General features: G+C 62.9%; 13 protein-coding genes and 3 pseudogenes. 10 read left to right on the top strand and 6 right to left on the bottom strand.

Annotated features, from left to right (window positions below; translation table 11 throughout):
• Nucleotides 1-4 precede the first annotated feature (4 nt).
• On the bottom strand, nucleotides 5-2056 hold the full coding sequence (locus tag IPM16_12260; protein MBK9123874.1) for a hypothetical protein: 2052 nt from the start codon (nucleotides 2054-2056) through the stop codon (nucleotides 5-7).
• Nucleotides 2057-2301: 245 nt separating this feature from the next.
• Here IPM16_12260 and IPM16_12255 point away from each other — a divergent pair, with 245 nt between their 5' ends.
• Together IPM16_12255 and IPM16_12250 are read left to right on the top strand one after the other, a co-directional pair.
• Nucleotides 2302-3090, top strand: a complete 789-nt coding sequence (locus IPM16_12255; protein MBK9123873.1) for an SRPBCC domain-containing protein — start codon at nucleotides 2302-2304, stop codon at nucleotides 3088-3090.
• A gap of 3 nt (nucleotides 3091-3093) precedes the next feature.
• Nucleotides 3094-3801 (top strand): DUF2461 domain-containing protein, encoded by a 708-nt coding sequence (locus tag IPM16_12250; protein MBK9123872.1) that lies wholly within the window; start codon nucleotides 3094-3096, stop codon nucleotides 3799-3801.
• 441 nt (nucleotides 3802-4242) lie between these two features.
• On the opposite strand, the gene htpG is transcribed toward IPM16_12250, so the two are convergent.
• Nucleotides 4243-5619 carry a molecular chaperone HtpG gene (htpG, locus tag IPM16_12245; protein MBK9123871.1) on the bottom strand — a complete coding sequence of 459 codons (1377 nt, stop codon included), beginning with the start codon at nucleotides 5617-5619 and terminating at the stop codon, nucleotides 4243-4245.
• A gap of 183 nt (nucleotides 5620-5802) precedes the next feature.
• Here htpG and IPM16_12240 point away from each other — a divergent pair.
• Nucleotides 5803-6553, top strand: a pseudogene (locus IPM16_12240) (polyprenol monophosphomannose synthase).
• Nucleotides 6550-6879 carry a hypothetical protein gene (locus tag IPM16_12235; GenBank protein ID MBK9123870.1) on the top strand — a complete coding sequence of 110 codons (330 nt, stop codon included), beginning with the start codon at nucleotides 6550-6552 and terminating at the stop codon, nucleotides 6877-6879. Before IPM16_12240 ends, IPM16_12235 begins: the two are co-directional and overlap by 4 nt.
• Before the next feature lie 156 nt (nucleotides 6880-7035).
• Here IPM16_12235 and IPM16_12230 read toward each other — a convergent pair whose 3' ends face one another.
• The gene (locus tag IPM16_12230) at nucleotides 7036-7635 is read right to left on the bottom strand and encodes a YfhO family protein (protein ID MBK9123869.1); all 600 of its coding nucleotides are present in this window, start codon (nucleotides 7633-7635) and stop codon (nucleotides 7036-7038) included.
• A gap of 176 nt (nucleotides 7636-7811) precedes the next feature.
• Here IPM16_12230 and IPM16_12225 point away from each other — a divergent pair, with 176 nt between their 5' ends.
• Entirely contained in the window at nucleotides 7812-8030 is a 219-nt protein-coding gene (locus tag IPM16_12225; protein MBK9123868.1) for a hypothetical protein, read from the top strand.
• On the opposite strand, the gene IPM16_12220 is transcribed toward IPM16_12225, so the two are convergent.
• Nucleotides 8023-9786 (bottom strand): hypothetical protein, encoded by a 1764-nt coding sequence (locus IPM16_12220; protein MBK9123867.1) that lies wholly within the window; start codon nucleotides 9784-9786, stop codon nucleotides 8023-8025. The two genes, IPM16_12225 and IPM16_12220, sit on opposite strands and share 8 nt — an antisense overlap.
• Nucleotides 9787-9873: 87 nt before the next feature.
• Between IPM16_12220 and IPM16_12215 the strand changes: the two genes are divergently transcribed.
• The 3 genes from IPM16_12215 to IPM16_12205 all read left to right on the top strand — a co-directional run bounded on the left by IPM16_12215 (nucleotide 9874) and on the right by IPM16_12205 (nucleotide 12462).
• Entirely contained in the window at nucleotides 9874-10878 is a 1005-nt protein-coding gene (locus IPM16_12215) for a laccase domain-containing protein (GenBank protein ID MBK9123866.1), read from the top strand.
• 253 nt (nucleotides 10879-11131) lie between these two features.
• Nucleotides 11132-11473: a hypothetical protein gene (locus IPM16_12210; protein MBK9123865.1), complete on the top strand. Its 342-nt coding sequence runs from the start codon at nucleotides 11132-11134 to the stop codon at nucleotides 11471-11473.
• Between the two features lie 305 nt (nucleotides 11474-11778).
• Complete coding sequence (locus tag IPM16_12205) at nucleotides 11779-12462, top strand: hypothetical protein (protein MBK9123864.1); 684 nt, start codon at nucleotides 11779-11781, stop codon at nucleotides 12460-12462.
• 710 nt (nucleotides 12463-13172) lie between these two features.
• Here IPM16_12205 and IPM16_12200 read toward each other — a convergent pair.
• On the bottom strand, nucleotides 13173-13535 hold the full coding sequence (locus tag IPM16_12200) for a hypothetical protein (protein ID MBK9123863.1): 363 nt from the start codon (nucleotides 13533-13535) through the stop codon (nucleotides 13173-13175).
• Nucleotides 13536-13805: 270 nt separating this feature from the next.
• Nucleotides 13806-14447 (bottom strand): SDR family NAD(P)-dependent oxidoreductase, encoded by a 642-nt coding sequence (locus IPM16_12195; GenBank protein MBK9123862.1) that lies wholly within the window; start codon nucleotides 14445-14447, stop codon nucleotides 13806-13808.
• A gap of 162 nt (nucleotides 14448-14609) precedes the next feature.
• Between IPM16_12195 and purD the strand changes: the two are divergent.
• Both purD and IPM16_12185 read left to right on the top strand, forming a co-directional pair.
• A pseudogene (gene purD / locus IPM16_12190) lies at nucleotides 14610-15856 on the top strand (phosphoribosylamine--glycine ligase).
• 19 nt (nucleotides 15857-15875) lie between these two features.
• A pseudogene (locus tag IPM16_12185) lies at nucleotides 15876-16427 on the top strand (phosphoribosylformylglycinamidine cyclo-ligase).

The raw sequence follows: 16427 nt of genomic DNA, 5'->3' as shown, positions 1-16427 counted from the left end.
ATACTTATGGCTGATCCACAGATTCGGGCTCAAGCATGCTTTCGAACAGCAAGATATAGTCAATGTACCAGTGAGCGTACGTGATTGATGCGATTAGCATTTCTTGCTTCTGTTGAGGAGTAGAAATCACATGCGCGGGGTGATTTCGTACTTTACGCAGACTATCGAGTGTGTTTTTGTCCTGAAGTTGCTTGTTAGCTACAAGCAGATCAATTCGGGTAGCCAACGTGACACTCTCAGCGTCAGATTCTGAGACTAGTCCGTTCTTGTTTCGGATTAGCCCACGTCTCGCCAATTCCACAATTAGTGACTTCGAACACACATCAAACGCCCGCCCGAGCGAAAACAGTCCCCAATCGACCTTTTGCGGTGTCAAGTTTAGTAGTCCCTCCACTACTTCGGAGGCGATTTCAGGGGTTCTGATCCTGCGTGCCTTTTCAGCTAGGTCCGTTGGAATGTCTTGTTTTAACGCAAGGTATGTCTTGCCGTCTTTGTCTACGAAGCTTTTAATATCATCCATACGGCGGACATAGGCATAGACGTTATGGGGTTTCAGATTGCATTTGATGGATATCAGGGTACGTAAAGCCATCAGTTCCAGCTTGTCATGCTGAAACAGAATCGCTCGTATAGTGCGTGTTACGTACTCGCCAATCCTACCTTCTGATGCTATTTCGATCGCTGAGAAACGCTTTCGAAAATCGGGAACAAAAGTAACGTGTTGATTTTCGCCATTCGTGTGCAGTTGCAGAGATGGATTTGGCTTTAGGACTAGCCTTCGTATACTGGTGAGATTGGCCTCCGGCAACAACGTACTTATTGAACTACAGATCTCGTCAACACTCATCTCTTCTCTTGTAGTCGAGCGGAAAACCCGCTCGACTGTCAACGCTATCTCCACGCTGTTTGTTTTTGCAGGATTCCTAATTGGTCTCACTGCAATCTCTCGGCTCGGTGCGCTCACCCTCAGTGAGATCCGTCCATCCTTGAGTCGAACGAATCGATCAGAGTTAGTGCTGATGAACGCAGAGAGGTTCGCTTTGGAAATACTTCGCGATTGCGACACTGCCGCGTGTAGCTCATCTGCTGTAAGAGGCCCGCTAGCGCGCGATAGGATTAAGTCAATCAGTTCTGGAATAGGCAGAAGGCTCTCTACACTTACGGCCCACTTCTTGAGAACCCATTCACCGGATTTCCCGATGTTTTGGAACCGTGTGTCACGGGACAATGCTGCCGATATTATCTTCTGGCGGTGTATCTTGATGCCGCTAGCAGACGCTTCCCTGTTGTGAATTCTAGTGATGTCAGCAATTGAGATGGGCGTGTTGCCAGCCCGGGAGCTAACCAGTCGATACACTCGATCTTCCACAGAACGCAACTTTCTGAACTTGATCTGGAAGAGCCCGTCGTCCAGTTCCTCTATTGCCGGAATTAGTCCCAATACGAGTTTCAAGTCTTCCGGACTGTGTTTCCTGGACCGATTTCTCGGTGAAATTCCGAGTAGGATGTCTTGCCATGTTGCCGGATCAACGCGCTCTTGTAGAAACCGAGTAACTTGGGATGCAATCTCTCTTAACTTCGCCTTATCGACCTGGTGTTGTGTCCAGATAGTCACACCGTCCATGAGTTCGAACGAACTATGGCCAGTGATCTCAAGTAATAGGTGTATATATCCGCGGTCCGCGTCGGAAACGGTGAGGTAATCCGACAGATGTGTGCTTAGTCGAGCCTCATGTATCGGAAGGCCAAGTGCTGTAATGTGATTCTTGATATCGGTTACAAGCTCCTCCATTGGTGCTGAGAGCGCCGTTTCCAAGCGCTTACCGTTTCTAAAGAGCGCCCGAAGAAATTCCAATGCGGTCGCTTCTAGCTGCTGAATTCGCTGCCTAGATAGTCCCCGAAGTGTGGCAATGTCCTCGAATGTAAGTTTGGGTGCTGCGTCGAGCCCGTATCTGAGCCTTAGCACATCTAGCTGACTACTGCGGGTTGTATCGAGTGCTTCTTCTATAGTGCGTTTGAGGTCAGCAATCGGTTCTCCGGTGAAGACGCTTGGCACAATAGTCGTTATTTGTCGTTGGTATCGTCTTGGCATTTCAATGTATTGACCTCGGATAATTCGCACATCGGGCATGTTTCTTATGGTTGCATAGTATTCTACGCATAGTAGCCATCATTACTAGTAGATGACGTGGACTCAGAAGCGAAACAAGATGACCATTTCGAATAACAAGACTAGCCGCCATCCAGATTGGGGTCCGTGATCTGTTGACATGTGACTATTTAGTCACATATAATGACCGCATGGATACGGAACAGGTGTTCAAAGCTCTGGCGGATGCCAACCGCCGCACCCTTCTCGACCGGCTCTTCCAGCGCGACGGCCAAACGCTGGGCGAGCTGCAATCCGCCCTGCCGGACATGACCCGCTTCGGCGTCATGAAACACCTGCAGGTGCTGGAGACCGCGGGGCTGATCACCACGCACAAGGTCGGGCGGGAGAAGTTTCACTACCTGAACACCGTCCCCATCCAACAGGTCTACGACCGCTGGGTGAGCAAGTTTTCCCAGCCGTGGGCCCGCTCGCTCGTCGATCTCAAAACCGTACTCGAGGAGACCCCCATGACCGAGAAGCCCAACCACGTCTACGAAGTCTTCATCAAAACGACGCCCGAACAGCTTTGGAACGCGCTTACGCAAGGCGACATCACGCGGCTGTACTATTTCGGCACGCGCGTCAAGTCGGACTGGACGCCCGGCTCGGCGTACGCCTATCACTACGACAACGCCGACGCGCAGGTGATGCTCGAAGGCGAAGTGCTCGAAGCCGATCCGCCGCGCAAGCTGGTCACGACCTTCCGCCCGGTGTGGCACGAGGGCTCCGAGGGCCAGCGCACCTCGCGGGTCACGTTCGAAATCGAGCAGCTTGGGCCGGCCTGTCGCCTCGTGCTGACCCACACCGGTCTCAACCCGGATGCACCGCTCACGCAGGGCATCGGCTCGGGCTGGGCGCAGATCCTCAGCGGCCTCAAGACCCTGCTCGAAACCGGCGACCCGCTCGTCGTCAAGACGCCGCAGGCCGAGGAGGCATAACCCATGCCCAAGCACGCGCCGAGCCCCGATTTCACCGGCTTTTCCGCCGACGGCCTGCAGTTCATGCGCGACCTCGCCGCGAACAACACGCGCGAATGGTTCGAGGCGCGCAAGACGGCCTACATCGACACGGTGCAGACTCCGGCCGTGGCGCTGGTGGCTTCGCTCGGCGCGCGCTTGCAAGACCTCGTCCCTGACGTCACGGTCGACACGCGCACCAACGGCAGCGGCAACCTGATGCGCCTGCACCGCGACACGCGCTTCAGCACTGACAAGTCGCCGTACAAGACGCACATCCCGATGATGTTCCCGGTCGGCGGCAAGAAGATGGACAGCCCCGGCTTCGGCCTGCAGATTACGCTCGACGGTGTCGACTGCATGGCTGGCGTCTTCGGGTTCGACAAAGGCGCGTTGGCCCGCTATCGCGATGCGGTCGTGTCCGACACGCACGGCCCGGCGCTCGTGAAGGCGGTCGCTACCGTGCGCAAGGCCGGGCCCTACACGCTCAATGGCGGGAGCTTCAAGCGCGTGCCGTCCGGCTACGACCCCGAGCATCCGCGCGCCGAATGGCTGCGCTACGGCGGATTGTACGCCTCGATCAGCGGCCTGCCGCAGGACATCGCGCGCTCTGCCGCGCTCGTCGACGTGCTGATGACCCACTTCGCCGCCATGAAGCCGATCGTGGATTGGCTCCGCGCCGCGATCGGATAGGGGAAAGGGGAAAGGGGAGAGGGCAAAGGGGAAAGGGGGAAGCGACCAACCGCAGCCCGCCGCGACCATTCGCATCCTTCGTGTTCAACAAGTAATTCCCCTCTCCCTGAGGGAGAGGGGCTAGGGGTGAGGGCTCGCGCGGTTCGCGCGACAGCAGGCGGTTGACGCGGAACATCTGCGCGTCGGCGCTGTTGTCGTCGCTGACGAGGCGCGCCGGCGCGCCGGCCAGCGTCTTGCTGGCGCGCACGCCCTTCACACGCTCGCCCAGCAGCTCGGCGAAGCGGTTGCGCACCGGTCTCGAAGTCGGCCTCAGCCACCGGCTCGGGCGCGGCTTCCTCGTCTTCGGCGGGCGTGCCGACGTCAGTCAGGTCGAGTTCGGCGTCGTCCACCGAGCGCAGCTTCTTGCCCTCGAATTCGGACAGGTTGGTGAGCAGGATCGGATCAACCGGATCGCTCAGGATCAGCACTTCGATCCCGCGCTTGCTGAACGGTTCGAGGTGCGGGCTGCGCCGCGCGCTGTGGAAGTCGTCGGCCACGATGTAGTAGATCTCGCTCTGGTTGTCGACCATCCGGTCGGCGTATTCCTTGAGCGTGGTCGGCTGTTTGCTGCCGTCGTGGGTGGTCGGGAACAGCAGCAGCGGCAGCAGATCGTCCTTGTCCTCCGGCGACAGCGCGACGCCTTGCTTGAGGAAGCGCCCGAACTGCTCGTACAGCTTGATCCATGCCTCGCGGTCGGATGTCGCCATCTTCTTGAAGTCGCCCAGCACGCGCCGCGTGATCGCCTTCTTGAGCTGGCCCATCAGCACGTTGGCGCGCACGGTCTCGCGGCTGACGCTGAGCGGGATGTCCTCGCTGTCGACCACGCCGTGCAGGAAGGGACAGGTAATCCGGCAGCAGGTCCGTGCAGTAGTCTTGAATGAGCACCTTGCGGGCGTACAGCTTGAGCCCGACCTGTTTGCGCGGGCTGAACATCGGCGGCTGATTGCTCGACGGCACAAACAGCAGCGCGTAGAACTGCAGCGGCACGTCGGCGCGCATGTGGATGACCTTCTGCGAACCGTTAAAGTCGAAGGTCATCGACCGGTAGAACTCGTCGTACTTCGACGCCTCGATCTCTTTCGGGTCCTGCCGCCAGATGGCGATGCGCTGATTGGTCGGCTCGGCGTCCTCGCCGACGTACACCGGGAAGCTGATCGTGTCGGAGTAGGTGCGGATGACGTCCTTGAGCTTCCACGTCTGCAGGAAGTCGTCGGCGTCGTCCTTGAGCGTGACGATCACGTCCGTGCCGCGCTGGGCGCGCTCCGCCGGAGCGATGGTGAAGTTGGTGCCGCCCTCGGCCTCCCACGCCCACGCCGGTTCGTCGGCCTTGTGGCTCTGCGTCACGACGCGCACCTTGTCCGCGACCATGAACACCGAGTAGAAGCCGACGCCGAACTGCCCGATCACGCTCTTGGCCGTCTCGGCGTCCTTGGCGTCCTTGAGCGCGTCGATGAAGGCGCGCGCGCCGCTGCGGGCGATCACGCCGAGGTTGTTGATCAGGTCGTCACGCGTCATGCCGATGCCGGTGTCGCTGATCGTGACCGTGCGCGCGTCGTCGTCGACGGTGATGCGGATCGCCAACTCGGCGTCCTGATCGCGCATGTCGCGGTTGGTGAGCGACTCGAACTGCGCGCGGTTGAGCGCGTCGCTTGCGTTCGAGATCAGCTCGCGCAGGAAGATGTCGCGCTCCGTGTACAACGCGTGGACCAAAATGTGCAGAAGCTGTTGAATCTCTGCCTGAAAATTGAACGTGGTCTGTTCGGCCGGCACGTCGGTCATAGCCCGTATCCCCTCAATGTCTCGTGATGCCGTTCTGTTCTGAATCGCGGAGTGTTATAGCACAGGTCTGTAAACGGCATGCAAGAATCGCGGCGGACGTGCGATGGCAGGTCGTATCTTGCGCGCATGCCGCGCGGCCCGTAGACTTCACCCCATTCAGTCGTCCGCGCAAAGCAGTCTGTGATGCCCAAACTGACGGTCGTCCTGCCGACCTACAACGAAGCCGAAAACCTTGCCCTGCTGGTCGAAGCCCTGCTCGGCCTCGACATCCCCGACCTGCACGTGCTCGTCGTGGACGACAACTCGCCGGACGGTACCGGCCGCATCGCCGACGAACTCGCCGCCGAAATGCCGGGGCGCGTCAGCGTCAGCACAACCCGGCAAGGGCGGGTTGGGTCCGGCGTATATCGGTGGATTCCAGCGCGCCATCGCCGAGGGCGCCGAGCTTGTCCTGCAGATGGACACCGATTTCAGCCACCAGCCCAAGTACATTCCGTCCATGCTCGCCGCCGTCAACGCCGGCGCGGATGTCGTGATCGGCTCGCGTTACGTCAAAGGCGGCAGCGTCGACGAGCATTGGGGCCCGCACCGCAAACTGCTGAGCTGGTGGGCGAACCGAATCTACGTCCGCACGATCCTCGGCCTGCCGATCAACGACGCGACCAGCGGTTTCCGGCTGTGGCGCGCATCGGCGCTCAAAGGCATCGGGTTGGAGCGCATCCGGTCGAACGGCTACGTGTTTCTGGTCGAACTGGCCTACGTCGCGCATCGCCTCGGCTACAAGCTCGGCGAAGTGCCGATCCACTTCCCGGATCGCGAGCGTGGCGCATCGAAGATGGATACGCGCATCATGGTCGAGGCCGCCCTGCGCGTGTGGCAAATCCTGTTCCGCCACCGCGCGCTGAAGCCCGCCCACCGCGAACAGACCTCATGACCGACGATCTGTACATCGTCACCACCGTGCCGGAGTCGCACGTCGACGCCGTGCTCGACGCCATCGCGTCCGCCGGCGGCGGACAGATCGGCAGTTACACCCACTGTGCCTTCACCAATACCGGGCGCGGGCGCTTCAAGCCGGCCGAAGATGCCAATCCGCACGTCGGCATGGTCGGCCAGATCAACGCCGTTGACGAGTGGCGCATCGAGACCTTTTGTGCCCGTTCGCAGGGCCGTTCGGTCGTCGACGCCATCCGCGCCGCACACCCCTACGAACAGCCTGTCATCTACGTGATTCCACTGCTCGATATCGACGCGTTGTAGGTTGCAGGCAAAGGCTTCGCCTCCGCACCTCCACAAGGGATTGGCACCCCTTGACCTCTATCTGCGGATTGATCCCGCACGCGGGATCAATCCGCGGGATGGGGAGTCTAGAGGGCGAAAGCCTTCTGGCGGGGTTCGGGGCAGCGCCCCGCAGCTCTAGCGTCTGCTGAGGCGAACGGTGGCGAACAATGCAAGGATCCACGCCGCCCACGCGAAGGCTGCAAAGGCCAGCAGTGGCCGAACCCACGGCGGTCGGTAGTCGACGGTGACCGTGTGTTCGCCGGGCGGGATGATCACCGCTTGGAACATAATGTCCGCGCGGTACAGGGGGGTGTCCGCGCCGTCGAGGGTTGCCTGCCAGCCCGGGAAGTAGGCCGTGTTGAACACCAATGCCAGCGGCACGGACGCCGTGTTGACGACGGTCGCTTCGCTGTGGGTGCCGGCCTTCGTGTACGATACGACACGGCTGAGGGCCGGGATGTCGGCGGATGGCGTAGCCAGATCGTCCGGCGCGCCGTGGACGACCGCGGCGGTCAGCGGATCGAAAGCCGGATCGCGCATGCGTTCGATGGCCGCCTCGCTGCCGTCCCACGAGTCGGGCAGGACGGTGTCGACACGGGCGAGGAATGGCCACACGACCGTGCCGGACTGGCGCCGGTAGAGCTTGATATCGCTTGAAAGCAGCTTGTCCCAGCCGCCCAGCGGCACCATGTCGAACGCGCCGGAACGGGTATCCACAAGCGTAGCAGCGCGCACAGTGATGTCCTCCGATCGCTGCGGAGCGCGACGCTTTCGACGGATGTCAGCGCGGCAGTGAAGCGCGCCAACGTTAGTCGGTCGTCGACTTGGCGGGCGTCAATGAGAGTCATCTCGACCGTGGGGCGGACATTGAACCACGCCCGCAGATTGGATGGGTCGCCGGCGAGCAACACATGCAGTTCATCGGCCGCGAACGTTGGACTGACCGACCCGGACTGCGACGTGCCTCCGCCGGACAGGCGCACCGGCAGGCTGACGTCGAACTGGATGTCGTCGTAGAACCGGTCGGCGGTCTTGTCGAGGACGAGGTATTTGACGCCGGCGAGGTCGAGCCACCGATTCTCCGGCACGCACGCGCCGAGGCACGCCGGCAGCGCGAGCAGCTCACGTAACCGTCCGTCCTGCGTACGCGGCTCGCCTTCCGGCAGCAGCAGCGCCGAGAACGCCGAGTAGTACACGGTTGGCACCAACCCGCCGCCGAAGCCGTCGGCGGTCGACAGGCCGTACAGCAGTGGGAAATTCGGCGCCTGTAACTCCTTCCAGCTTGGCGGCGGTCAGTCCCGCCTTTGCCGCGCGTTCGGTCATGCCGACCAAGTCGTAATAGTCGAGCAGGGCGTCGTGGTCGTACGTGTCGAAGTAGCCGTTGGAGATCGACAACAGCCGTCCGCCGCCATCCGCCTCGATCTGATACGCGGTCAACCGCGGGTCGCTGGCCGCGGCTGGATCGACCAGATCGGCATGCGGCATGTTGGTGGCGGCAATCGCCAGTTCGCCGGCGGTGATCCCCACCAGCAGCACGGTCAGCAGTCCACGGCGCGCCGTCTGCCGCGAGAGCAGCACGACGTTGGCGAACATCAGACCGGCCGCCGCCCAGAATAGGATGGTCGAGACGGTCGGGCTGGCTGATCCGTCGACTTCGGCCGCGGCGGCAGGCGCGCGCCATACGCTCAAGACGGCCAGCGCGGCGATCAACCCGACAGCGGCGAGCAGACCGCGGTTGGGCTTGGCGGCAGTGCGCTTGAGCAGCGCGTCCGCGCCGAGGCCGGCCAGCATCGCGCCGCCTAACGCCACGAACGCCAGCCAACGCGCCGGCACGCGAAACAGGTTGAAGCCCGGCAGTTCGGCAAGCACCCAGTAGATCGGCGTGTACAGCCCCAGCGCCAGCACGACGCCGACGACCGTGAGGATCAGCCACGGCCAGCGCGCGCGGCGGCCATATAACGCGCCCCACACCGCCAATCCCAGCCCGAACACGCCGAGATACGCGACATATTCACCGAACACCTGCCCGTCGAGGCTGGGCAGCAGGCCGCGTGCGGCGAGGTTCGGGTTCCAGCTAAACGCCATCGCCGCCAGCGCCGAAAACCCGCCCGATCGGTTGCTCAAGCCAGTGAGTTCCAGTGTCGGCAGAATCTGTACTGCGGCCAACGCCAGCGCGATCGCCGCCGCTGCCGCCAACCCGGCCACGCGCAGGCCAATGCCCGCCGCCATGTCCCGAGCGCCGCGTTCACCGCGTGGGACGAGTGCCAACACGCCCAGCATCACGCCGGTGATGAACAGCGTTTGCGTATGCCCGCTGAGGGCGATCAGCGCCAGAACGCCCGCCAATGCGATCAGCGAGACGATTCGTCCGCCCCGACTTTGTGCACTGTTGGCTGGAGGTAGAAAACACGCCGCCGCCCACGGCATCCACGCGATCCCCTGAAGCTGGTTGATCTGTTCGACATGCGCGCCGACGTATCCACCCAACGCAAACACGGCCGCTGCGACCAGCGCCGGAACGAGGCCGAGTCCTACACTGCGCCGGGCCAGCACCAGCGCACCAGCCGCTGCCCACGCGACATGAATCAGCACGCTGACCTTGAGCGCGTCCCACGCCGGCAGCCACACGGTGAGCCAGTTCGGCGGATAGAAGGTGCCAAGCTGCGAGTCGGCCAGCAGTGGCACGCCCATGAACACCTGATCCGTCCACATCGGTAGGTCGAATGACCGCAGCGCCACGTCGCGCGCGGCCCACAGCGGCGTAAAGTAATGGAACGCATCGCCTTTGCCGAAGATCAGGCCGTTGAACGCGACGTGATGAAACCCGAGCAGGGTAAGCGCAATCGCGGCGGCGGCGATCGTCAGCACGGCAGGAAGTCGACGCATGACCGTGTCCTTGTAGCTGCGTGTACAGGGGCGAACCCCCGCCCAACGTTTGCTATAATGCCGCGGTGCGGTTCAAAAGGAAACCTCATGCAGCGCATCGACGGCCCGGTGCCGTATTACACCTTCGACGGTTTCGAAGGCACGACCCACGCGGTATTTACGCGGCACGGCGGCGTCAGCCCGGAGCCGTTCGGATCGCTCAACACGGGCGGATTCATCGGCGATTCGCAGGACAACGTGCGGCGCAATCACGAGATCATGGCGGAGGCGATGCGCGTTGACCCGCAGCGCATGACGACGACGTGGCAGGTACACGGCAACGAAACGGTGCGCGTGCTGCGCCCCTCGCGCGACCGGCGCTGGCTGGCGCAAGCGGACGGCATGATCACCGACCGGCACGACGTGGTGTTGACCATGCGCTTCGCCGACTGCACGCCGATCCTCGCGGTCGATACGGTGCGCGGGGTGATCGGTATTGCCCACGCGGGCTGGCGTGGCACGGTGCGTGGTGCGGCTTCCTCGTTGATCCGCGCAATGACTCACGCCTACGGTACCAACCCCGCCGACGTGCAGGCCGGCGTGGGGCCCTCCATCGGCCCGCGCCGTTACCGGGGTTGGCGAGGAGGTTGTGCGCGCCGCACACACCTATTTCGGCGACATCGACAGGCTGATCCGCCGCGATCCATCCGATGGCACGGCCTACTTCGACCTGTGGGAGGCCAACCGGCGCGACCTCGCCAACGCTGGCGTCGAACGGATCGAAGTTGTGGGCGTGTGCACCGCCGAGCGCACCGACGACTTCTTCAGCCACCGTGCCGAGAAGGGCATGACCGGCCGGTTCGGGGCGCTGATATGCCTGTCCTGAGCCTGCCCGAAGCCGTCCTGCTGCGCAACACCTTCGCCGATACCGGCCGTTCGGTCGTCTTTACCAACGGCCATTTCGACCTGTTGCACATCGGCCACGTCCAGTATTTGCAGGCCGCCCGCCGCCTGGGTGACGCGTTGTTCGTCGGCGTCAACGGCGACGAGTCGACCCGTCGGCTCAGAGGCGAGGGCGGCCGTACACGCCCGCCGTCGAACGCGCCGCGCTGATCGATGCGCTCAAGCCAGTCACGGCCGTCATCGTATTCGAGGAGGACACGGCCAACGCGGTCATCGAGATGCTGCGGCCCGACATCTACGTCAAAGGCGGTGACTATCACGACAAGCCGCTTCCCGGAGCGCGAGCTGGTCGAAAACCTCGGCGGGCGCGTCGAGCTGATCGACCTGTGCCGGAGCGCAGCACCACCGCGCTGATCGCCCGCATCCGCGCCGCGCCCTAACACCGACACCAAGCCGAACACCCATGTCCGCCCGACCGCCGTCTATCGCCCGTGCATCGGCCATCATCGCCGCTGGGAACATCGCCAGCCGTGTGTTGGGCCTGGGCCGCGAGGTGGTCCTGTCGAACTTGTTCGGCGCGTCGCGGGCGCTCGAAGCGTTCAATAACGCCGTACTCGTCACTCGTTCGCTGTTCGATCTGCTGATCGCCGGCCACGTCAACAGCGCCATCGTGCCGGTGCTCAGCGAGATCGACTCGAAGCACGGGCGCGATCCCTGTGGCGCGTGTTGGCGGCGCTGGCCGGGATCGTGGTGCTGGCGCTGGCCGTCGTCGTGCTCGCCCGATCGCGCGCATCATCGGCGGTGACGCGGCGACGGTGGAGGAGACGGCCGGCCTGATCCGGCTGACCGCGCCGGCACTGCTGCTGATGTGCTTGTTCGCCTTGTACAGCGGCGCGCTGTATGCCTTGCGCATCTTCACCTATCCGGCGCTGGCCGCGGCGGTCTTCAACGGCACGATGGTGGCCGTCACGTTGATCCTCGGCGGGTCTCGCCAGATCGAAGCGGCGGCGGTGGCGTGGATTGCGGCGGCGGCGGCACAGCTCGCGCTTCAGCTTTTACGGCCTGCGGTCCGGCAGACTGCGCCTGTCGTTGCACTGGCGCGATCCGCTGGTGGCGCCGGTGCTGCGCCGGATCGGCCGGCTGTACGTGCCGGTTATCGGCTCGCTGATCGTCGATCTCATCACCACGCGGTTCTTTACCTACGCCCTCGCGGCACGCGCACTGATCGATCATGGCAACAACTACATGCAGTGGGCGACGACGCTCATTCAGTTCCCGCAGGGTCTGGTCGCAACGGCGATCAGCGCGGCGGTATTGCCGACGCTCAGCCGCGCCGCCGTCGCGGAACGGGACGGTGATGCGCCGGAAGGCCAATCATTCGCCGACACGCTTGGCCTCGGCCTGCGCATGACCACCGTGCTGATCCTGCCGGCGGCGCTGGCGCTGGCCGTGCTGGCCGTGCCGATCGTTCAGCTCGTGTTCGAGCACGGCGCGTTCACGCCGTACGACACCGGCATCACCGCGCTGGCACTGCGGCTGTACGTGATCGGCCTGCCGTTTGCCGCGTGGGATCTGCTGCTGGTCTACGCGTTCTATGCGCGTCAGGACACGCTGACTCCGGCGCTGGTCGGTGTCGCCAGTCTGATCGTCTATGCGATCGCCGCCGTGCTGCTGTTCCCGACCTTCGATCTCTACGCACTCATGCTGGCTGACGCGGTCGGCACGTCACGCACGCGAGCATCTCGGCCGTATTGCTCACGCGCCGCGGACCGGTGTTCGCCAACCAGCGGCTGATCGGCACGTTCGCGCGGGGCCTCGTTGCCTCGCTGGGGATGGCGGCGATCGGCCTGCTCGTGATGCAGGCGCTCGCCCCGTTGTTCCGGCACCAACACGCTCAACGAAATCGTCGGTGTCGGCCTGAGCCTCGCCGCCTGCGGCGCGACTTATCTGGCACTGGGTGTGATTCTGCGCCTCGAAGAACTGTCGATGCTGCGGCGCGTCTTCCGCCGGTTGCGGGGCTAAAGGAGATTCTTCCAATGGGCTTTCGCTGCTCCGGACACTCTTATTTGCGATTTCATCGCGAGTAAGGAGGGTGCAGGAGTGCAAACTCCTGCCGGGGTGTGGGGCAGCGCCCCAGCGCGCGTTGGTTCGACTGCATCGTACGGTGGGCGGGCGATGGCGTGATTACGTTGCTGTCGTCCAGTTCCCCAGCCAATGAATGCTCGAAACCGGTCTTTCATCGCGTTGAACATACGCTCGTCGGCTGTCCAAAACGCGCAGGAAAGTTGTTCGGCCACGGCGAGGTATTGTGCATCATAGGCGGTGGGGCGGTTATACGTCGCTGCCAACTCGTATCCCCGCTTGAGCAACGCGCTGTTGAAATGAAGGGTGATGGGATAATCAAGCAGTCTATCGCGCGCGCGTAGTCCTTCTTCAACCGTCACGCGCCCTTGAAAAACCGCCTTGCGACAAACTGCGACAAATTCGTATCGAAGTAGAACCGGTCATGGAGCGTCGTGTTCTCGTCCTGCAGGTACTTGATAAGCTGCTGCGCTTGTGGAGAGTGTTTCTGGAAAGACGCTGGCGATGAAAGATCCTGAGTCCAGAACGATATCGCTCAAGAGGCTCCTCGCGCAGTTCATCGAGCAGCGAAAGCGCGCCAACAGTTCCGGTCTTGCCGATCCGCGACCGAATGTCGGCTTGTAACGCATCGATGTCTGCCCACCACGCATCAAAGTCGAATGAGGACATATCAGCCTGCTCAGCGTCGACAGCAGCTCTTGCTCGATCAATGCACGCACACGCCGTTTGGCATCGGGGTGAAGTTGATGAAATTTCTCGATAATCTCGCGTTCGAGCGTGCTCATGACCGTAGTCCTCGATCTCTTCCTAGCGCCATTCTACACCGAGTTCTTTCCGTCTCCGCTCGTTATCAGACATACGAACAGAGAGCATCGGTATTGACGCTTCGGCATAAAACCCAGACGCTCGATACGCTTGCCACTCGCCGTTAGTTTGACTGCATCGTACGGTGGGCCAGCGCCGTCATCATGCGGCGCGGCGTCAGGCGAAGGGTCCAGACCATCAGCGCGTTCAGAACACCCGGCACGATGCTCGCCTTCCGCCGCAGCATCGCGTTAATCGACGCGCGGACGCACGGCTCTGGCTCCATAAGCGTGAAGCGTTGGAACAGCGTGTACTGCTGGCCGCTGACGTCGTGGAACTCGGTGCGAGTCACACCCGGGCAGGTGGTCGTGACGCTTACGCCGCTGCCGCGCAGTTCGAAATTGATCGCTTCGCTGAAGCTGAGGACGAATGCCTTGGCGGCCGAGTAGCTGGGCGTACAGCGGGCTGGGGAGGAACGCGCCGATCGACGCGACCTGTAGCACGTAGCCGAATTTGCGCGCGACCATATCCGGCACGAACAGACGTGTCATGCGCACCACCGTCGCAATATCGATGTCGAGCATCTGCTGCTCGCGCTCCCATGCGATATCCGTGAACTTGCCGTACAGGCCGGAGCCGGCGTTGCTGATCAACACGTCGACCCCGATACCGTCAGCACGGAGCTGATCGTAGATCGCTTGCGGCACGTCCGGCAGGCTGAGGTCGGCGGCGATCACTTTGGTCTGGATGCCGTGCGCCTTTGAGAGCTCGTCCGCGACAGCGTTCAACCGGTCTTCGCGGCGGGCGACGAGCACGAGATTGGTCCCGGCAGCGGACATCTGTCGCGCGAACTCTTCGCCCAACCCGCCGATGCGCCGGTGACCAGCGCCCACTTACCTTTCAGATCTGATAGTTGCGTCATAGCTGATCCATCTGCGGGAAGATTGCCCTACAACCCCGTTATTGCGGCACGGGAGCGCACATATAAACGATGACCGGTGCGCCGCCGCAGCTAAAATAGGGTGTATCAGGCAGCCAATGCGACAGGGGTCGCCGTGAACGTATTGATTGTTGGCAGCGGCGGGCGAACACGCGATTGCGGTTGCGCTGCGCCGGTCGAGCCGCGTAGATGCGCTCTACGTCATGCCCGGCAATGCGGGAACAGCCGTGCTCGGCACCAACGTCGAGCTTGACCCGAAAGATCACGCAGCGCTGATCGACTTCGCACGCCACCGCCAGATCGGTCTGGTCGTCGTCGGGCCCGGAGGCCCCGTTGGCCGAAGGAATGATCGACTCGCTCCAAGCGGCAGGCATTCGCGCCTTCGGGCCGACCAAAGCCGCCGCCCAGCTCGAGTCGTCCAAGGCGTTCTCGAAGGAGTTCATGCGCAAGGTAGGCATCCCGACCGCAGAGCACGCGACGTTCAGCGACTATGTCGCTGCGCTGCGCTATTTGGAGACCTGTAAGCACCCGGTGGTCGTCAAGGCCGACGGGGCTGGCCGCCGGCAAAGGCGTGATCGTGTGCGACGACCGCGACGACGCGGCCGCGGCGGTCACACACCTGATGCGCGATTCGGCCCTTCGGCACCGCCGGCGCGACGGTCATCATCGAGGAGCGATTGACGGACCGAACTGTCCGTACTGGCGTTCTGCGATGGCAAGACGGTCGTGCCGATGCCGCCCGCGCGCGACCACAAGCGGATTGGCGATGGTGATCGCGGCGAATACCGGCGGCATGGGTGCGTATGCGCCGGTGCCGGATATCCCGGAAGACGATGGTCGATCAAATCGTGCGGCGCGTGCTTCAGCCAGCGGTCGATGGCATGGCGGCGCGCGGGACGCCATTCGTTGGCGTGCTGTACGCCGGCTTGATGCTGACACCCGACGGCGTGCGAACGCTGAGTTCAACGTCCGCTTTGGCGACCCGGGAGACGCAGGCCATTCTGCCGCTGTTGGACAGCGATCTGCTCGACATCTTCGAGGCGTGCATCGACGGCACGCTGCGCCGCGATCAGGTGCGTTGGCTGGACGGCGTGTGTGTGCGACCGTCGTCCTTGCTGCCGCCAACTATCTGGCCGATCCGCGCCGCGGCGACCCGATTCAACTGCCGGCGCAGCTTCCCGGAGTCGGTCGAGATCTATCACGCCGGCACAGCTCTGCAAGGGCATCAGGTGGTGACTGCCGGCGGTCGCGTGTTGGCCGTCAGCGCCGTCGGACCGACGCTGGGACGACGCGCTGCAAACGGCGTACTTCATCGTCTCGCAGGTGCAGTTCGACGGCATGCAGTACCGCCGCGACATCGGACGCCCGCCGCAGGCCGCCTATGCCCGTGCGGGCGGTGGACATCACCGCTGGCACGCGCGCCACCGAGCTGATGAAGGGCTACGTGCGCAGCACCTACACCCGCGCCGTACTCAGCGAGATGGGCGCGTTCGGCGGCTTGCAGGCCGACGCCAGCGAGATCAAGGCGATGACCGCGCCGATCCTCGTGTCGTCCACGGACGGCGTCGGCAATTTGACGATGGTCGCCGCGCGCATGAACCGCTGGGACACGATCGGCCGCGATCTGGTCAACCACTGCGTCAACGACATCCTCGTGCAAGGCGGTCGCCCGTTGTTCTTCATGGACTATGTCGCCAGCAGCAAGCTCGACGCCGAGCAGATCGCCACAGTTGTGCGCGGTGTTGCGGAGGCGTGCCGCGAGATCGGTGTAGTGCTGCTCGGCGGCGAAACCGCCGAGATGCCCGGCGTCTAGCCAGCCCGGCGAGATCGACTCTTGCCGGTACGGTGGTCGGGGTCGTGGAGCGCGACGCGCTGATCGACGGAACGCGCGTCACGCCCGGCGATGTGCTAGCTGGCACTGCCGTCGACCGGC

Origin of the sequence: Candidatus Flexicrinis affinis, assembly GCA_016716525.1 — a bacterium.
Classification (GTDB): domain Bacteria; phylum Chloroflexota; class Anaerolineae; order Aggregatilineales; family Phototrophicaceae; genus Flexicrinis; species Flexicrinis affinis.
The sequence above is the reverse complement of the archived record's forward strand: the minus strand, read 5'-3'. Positions and strand labels throughout refer to the sequence as shown.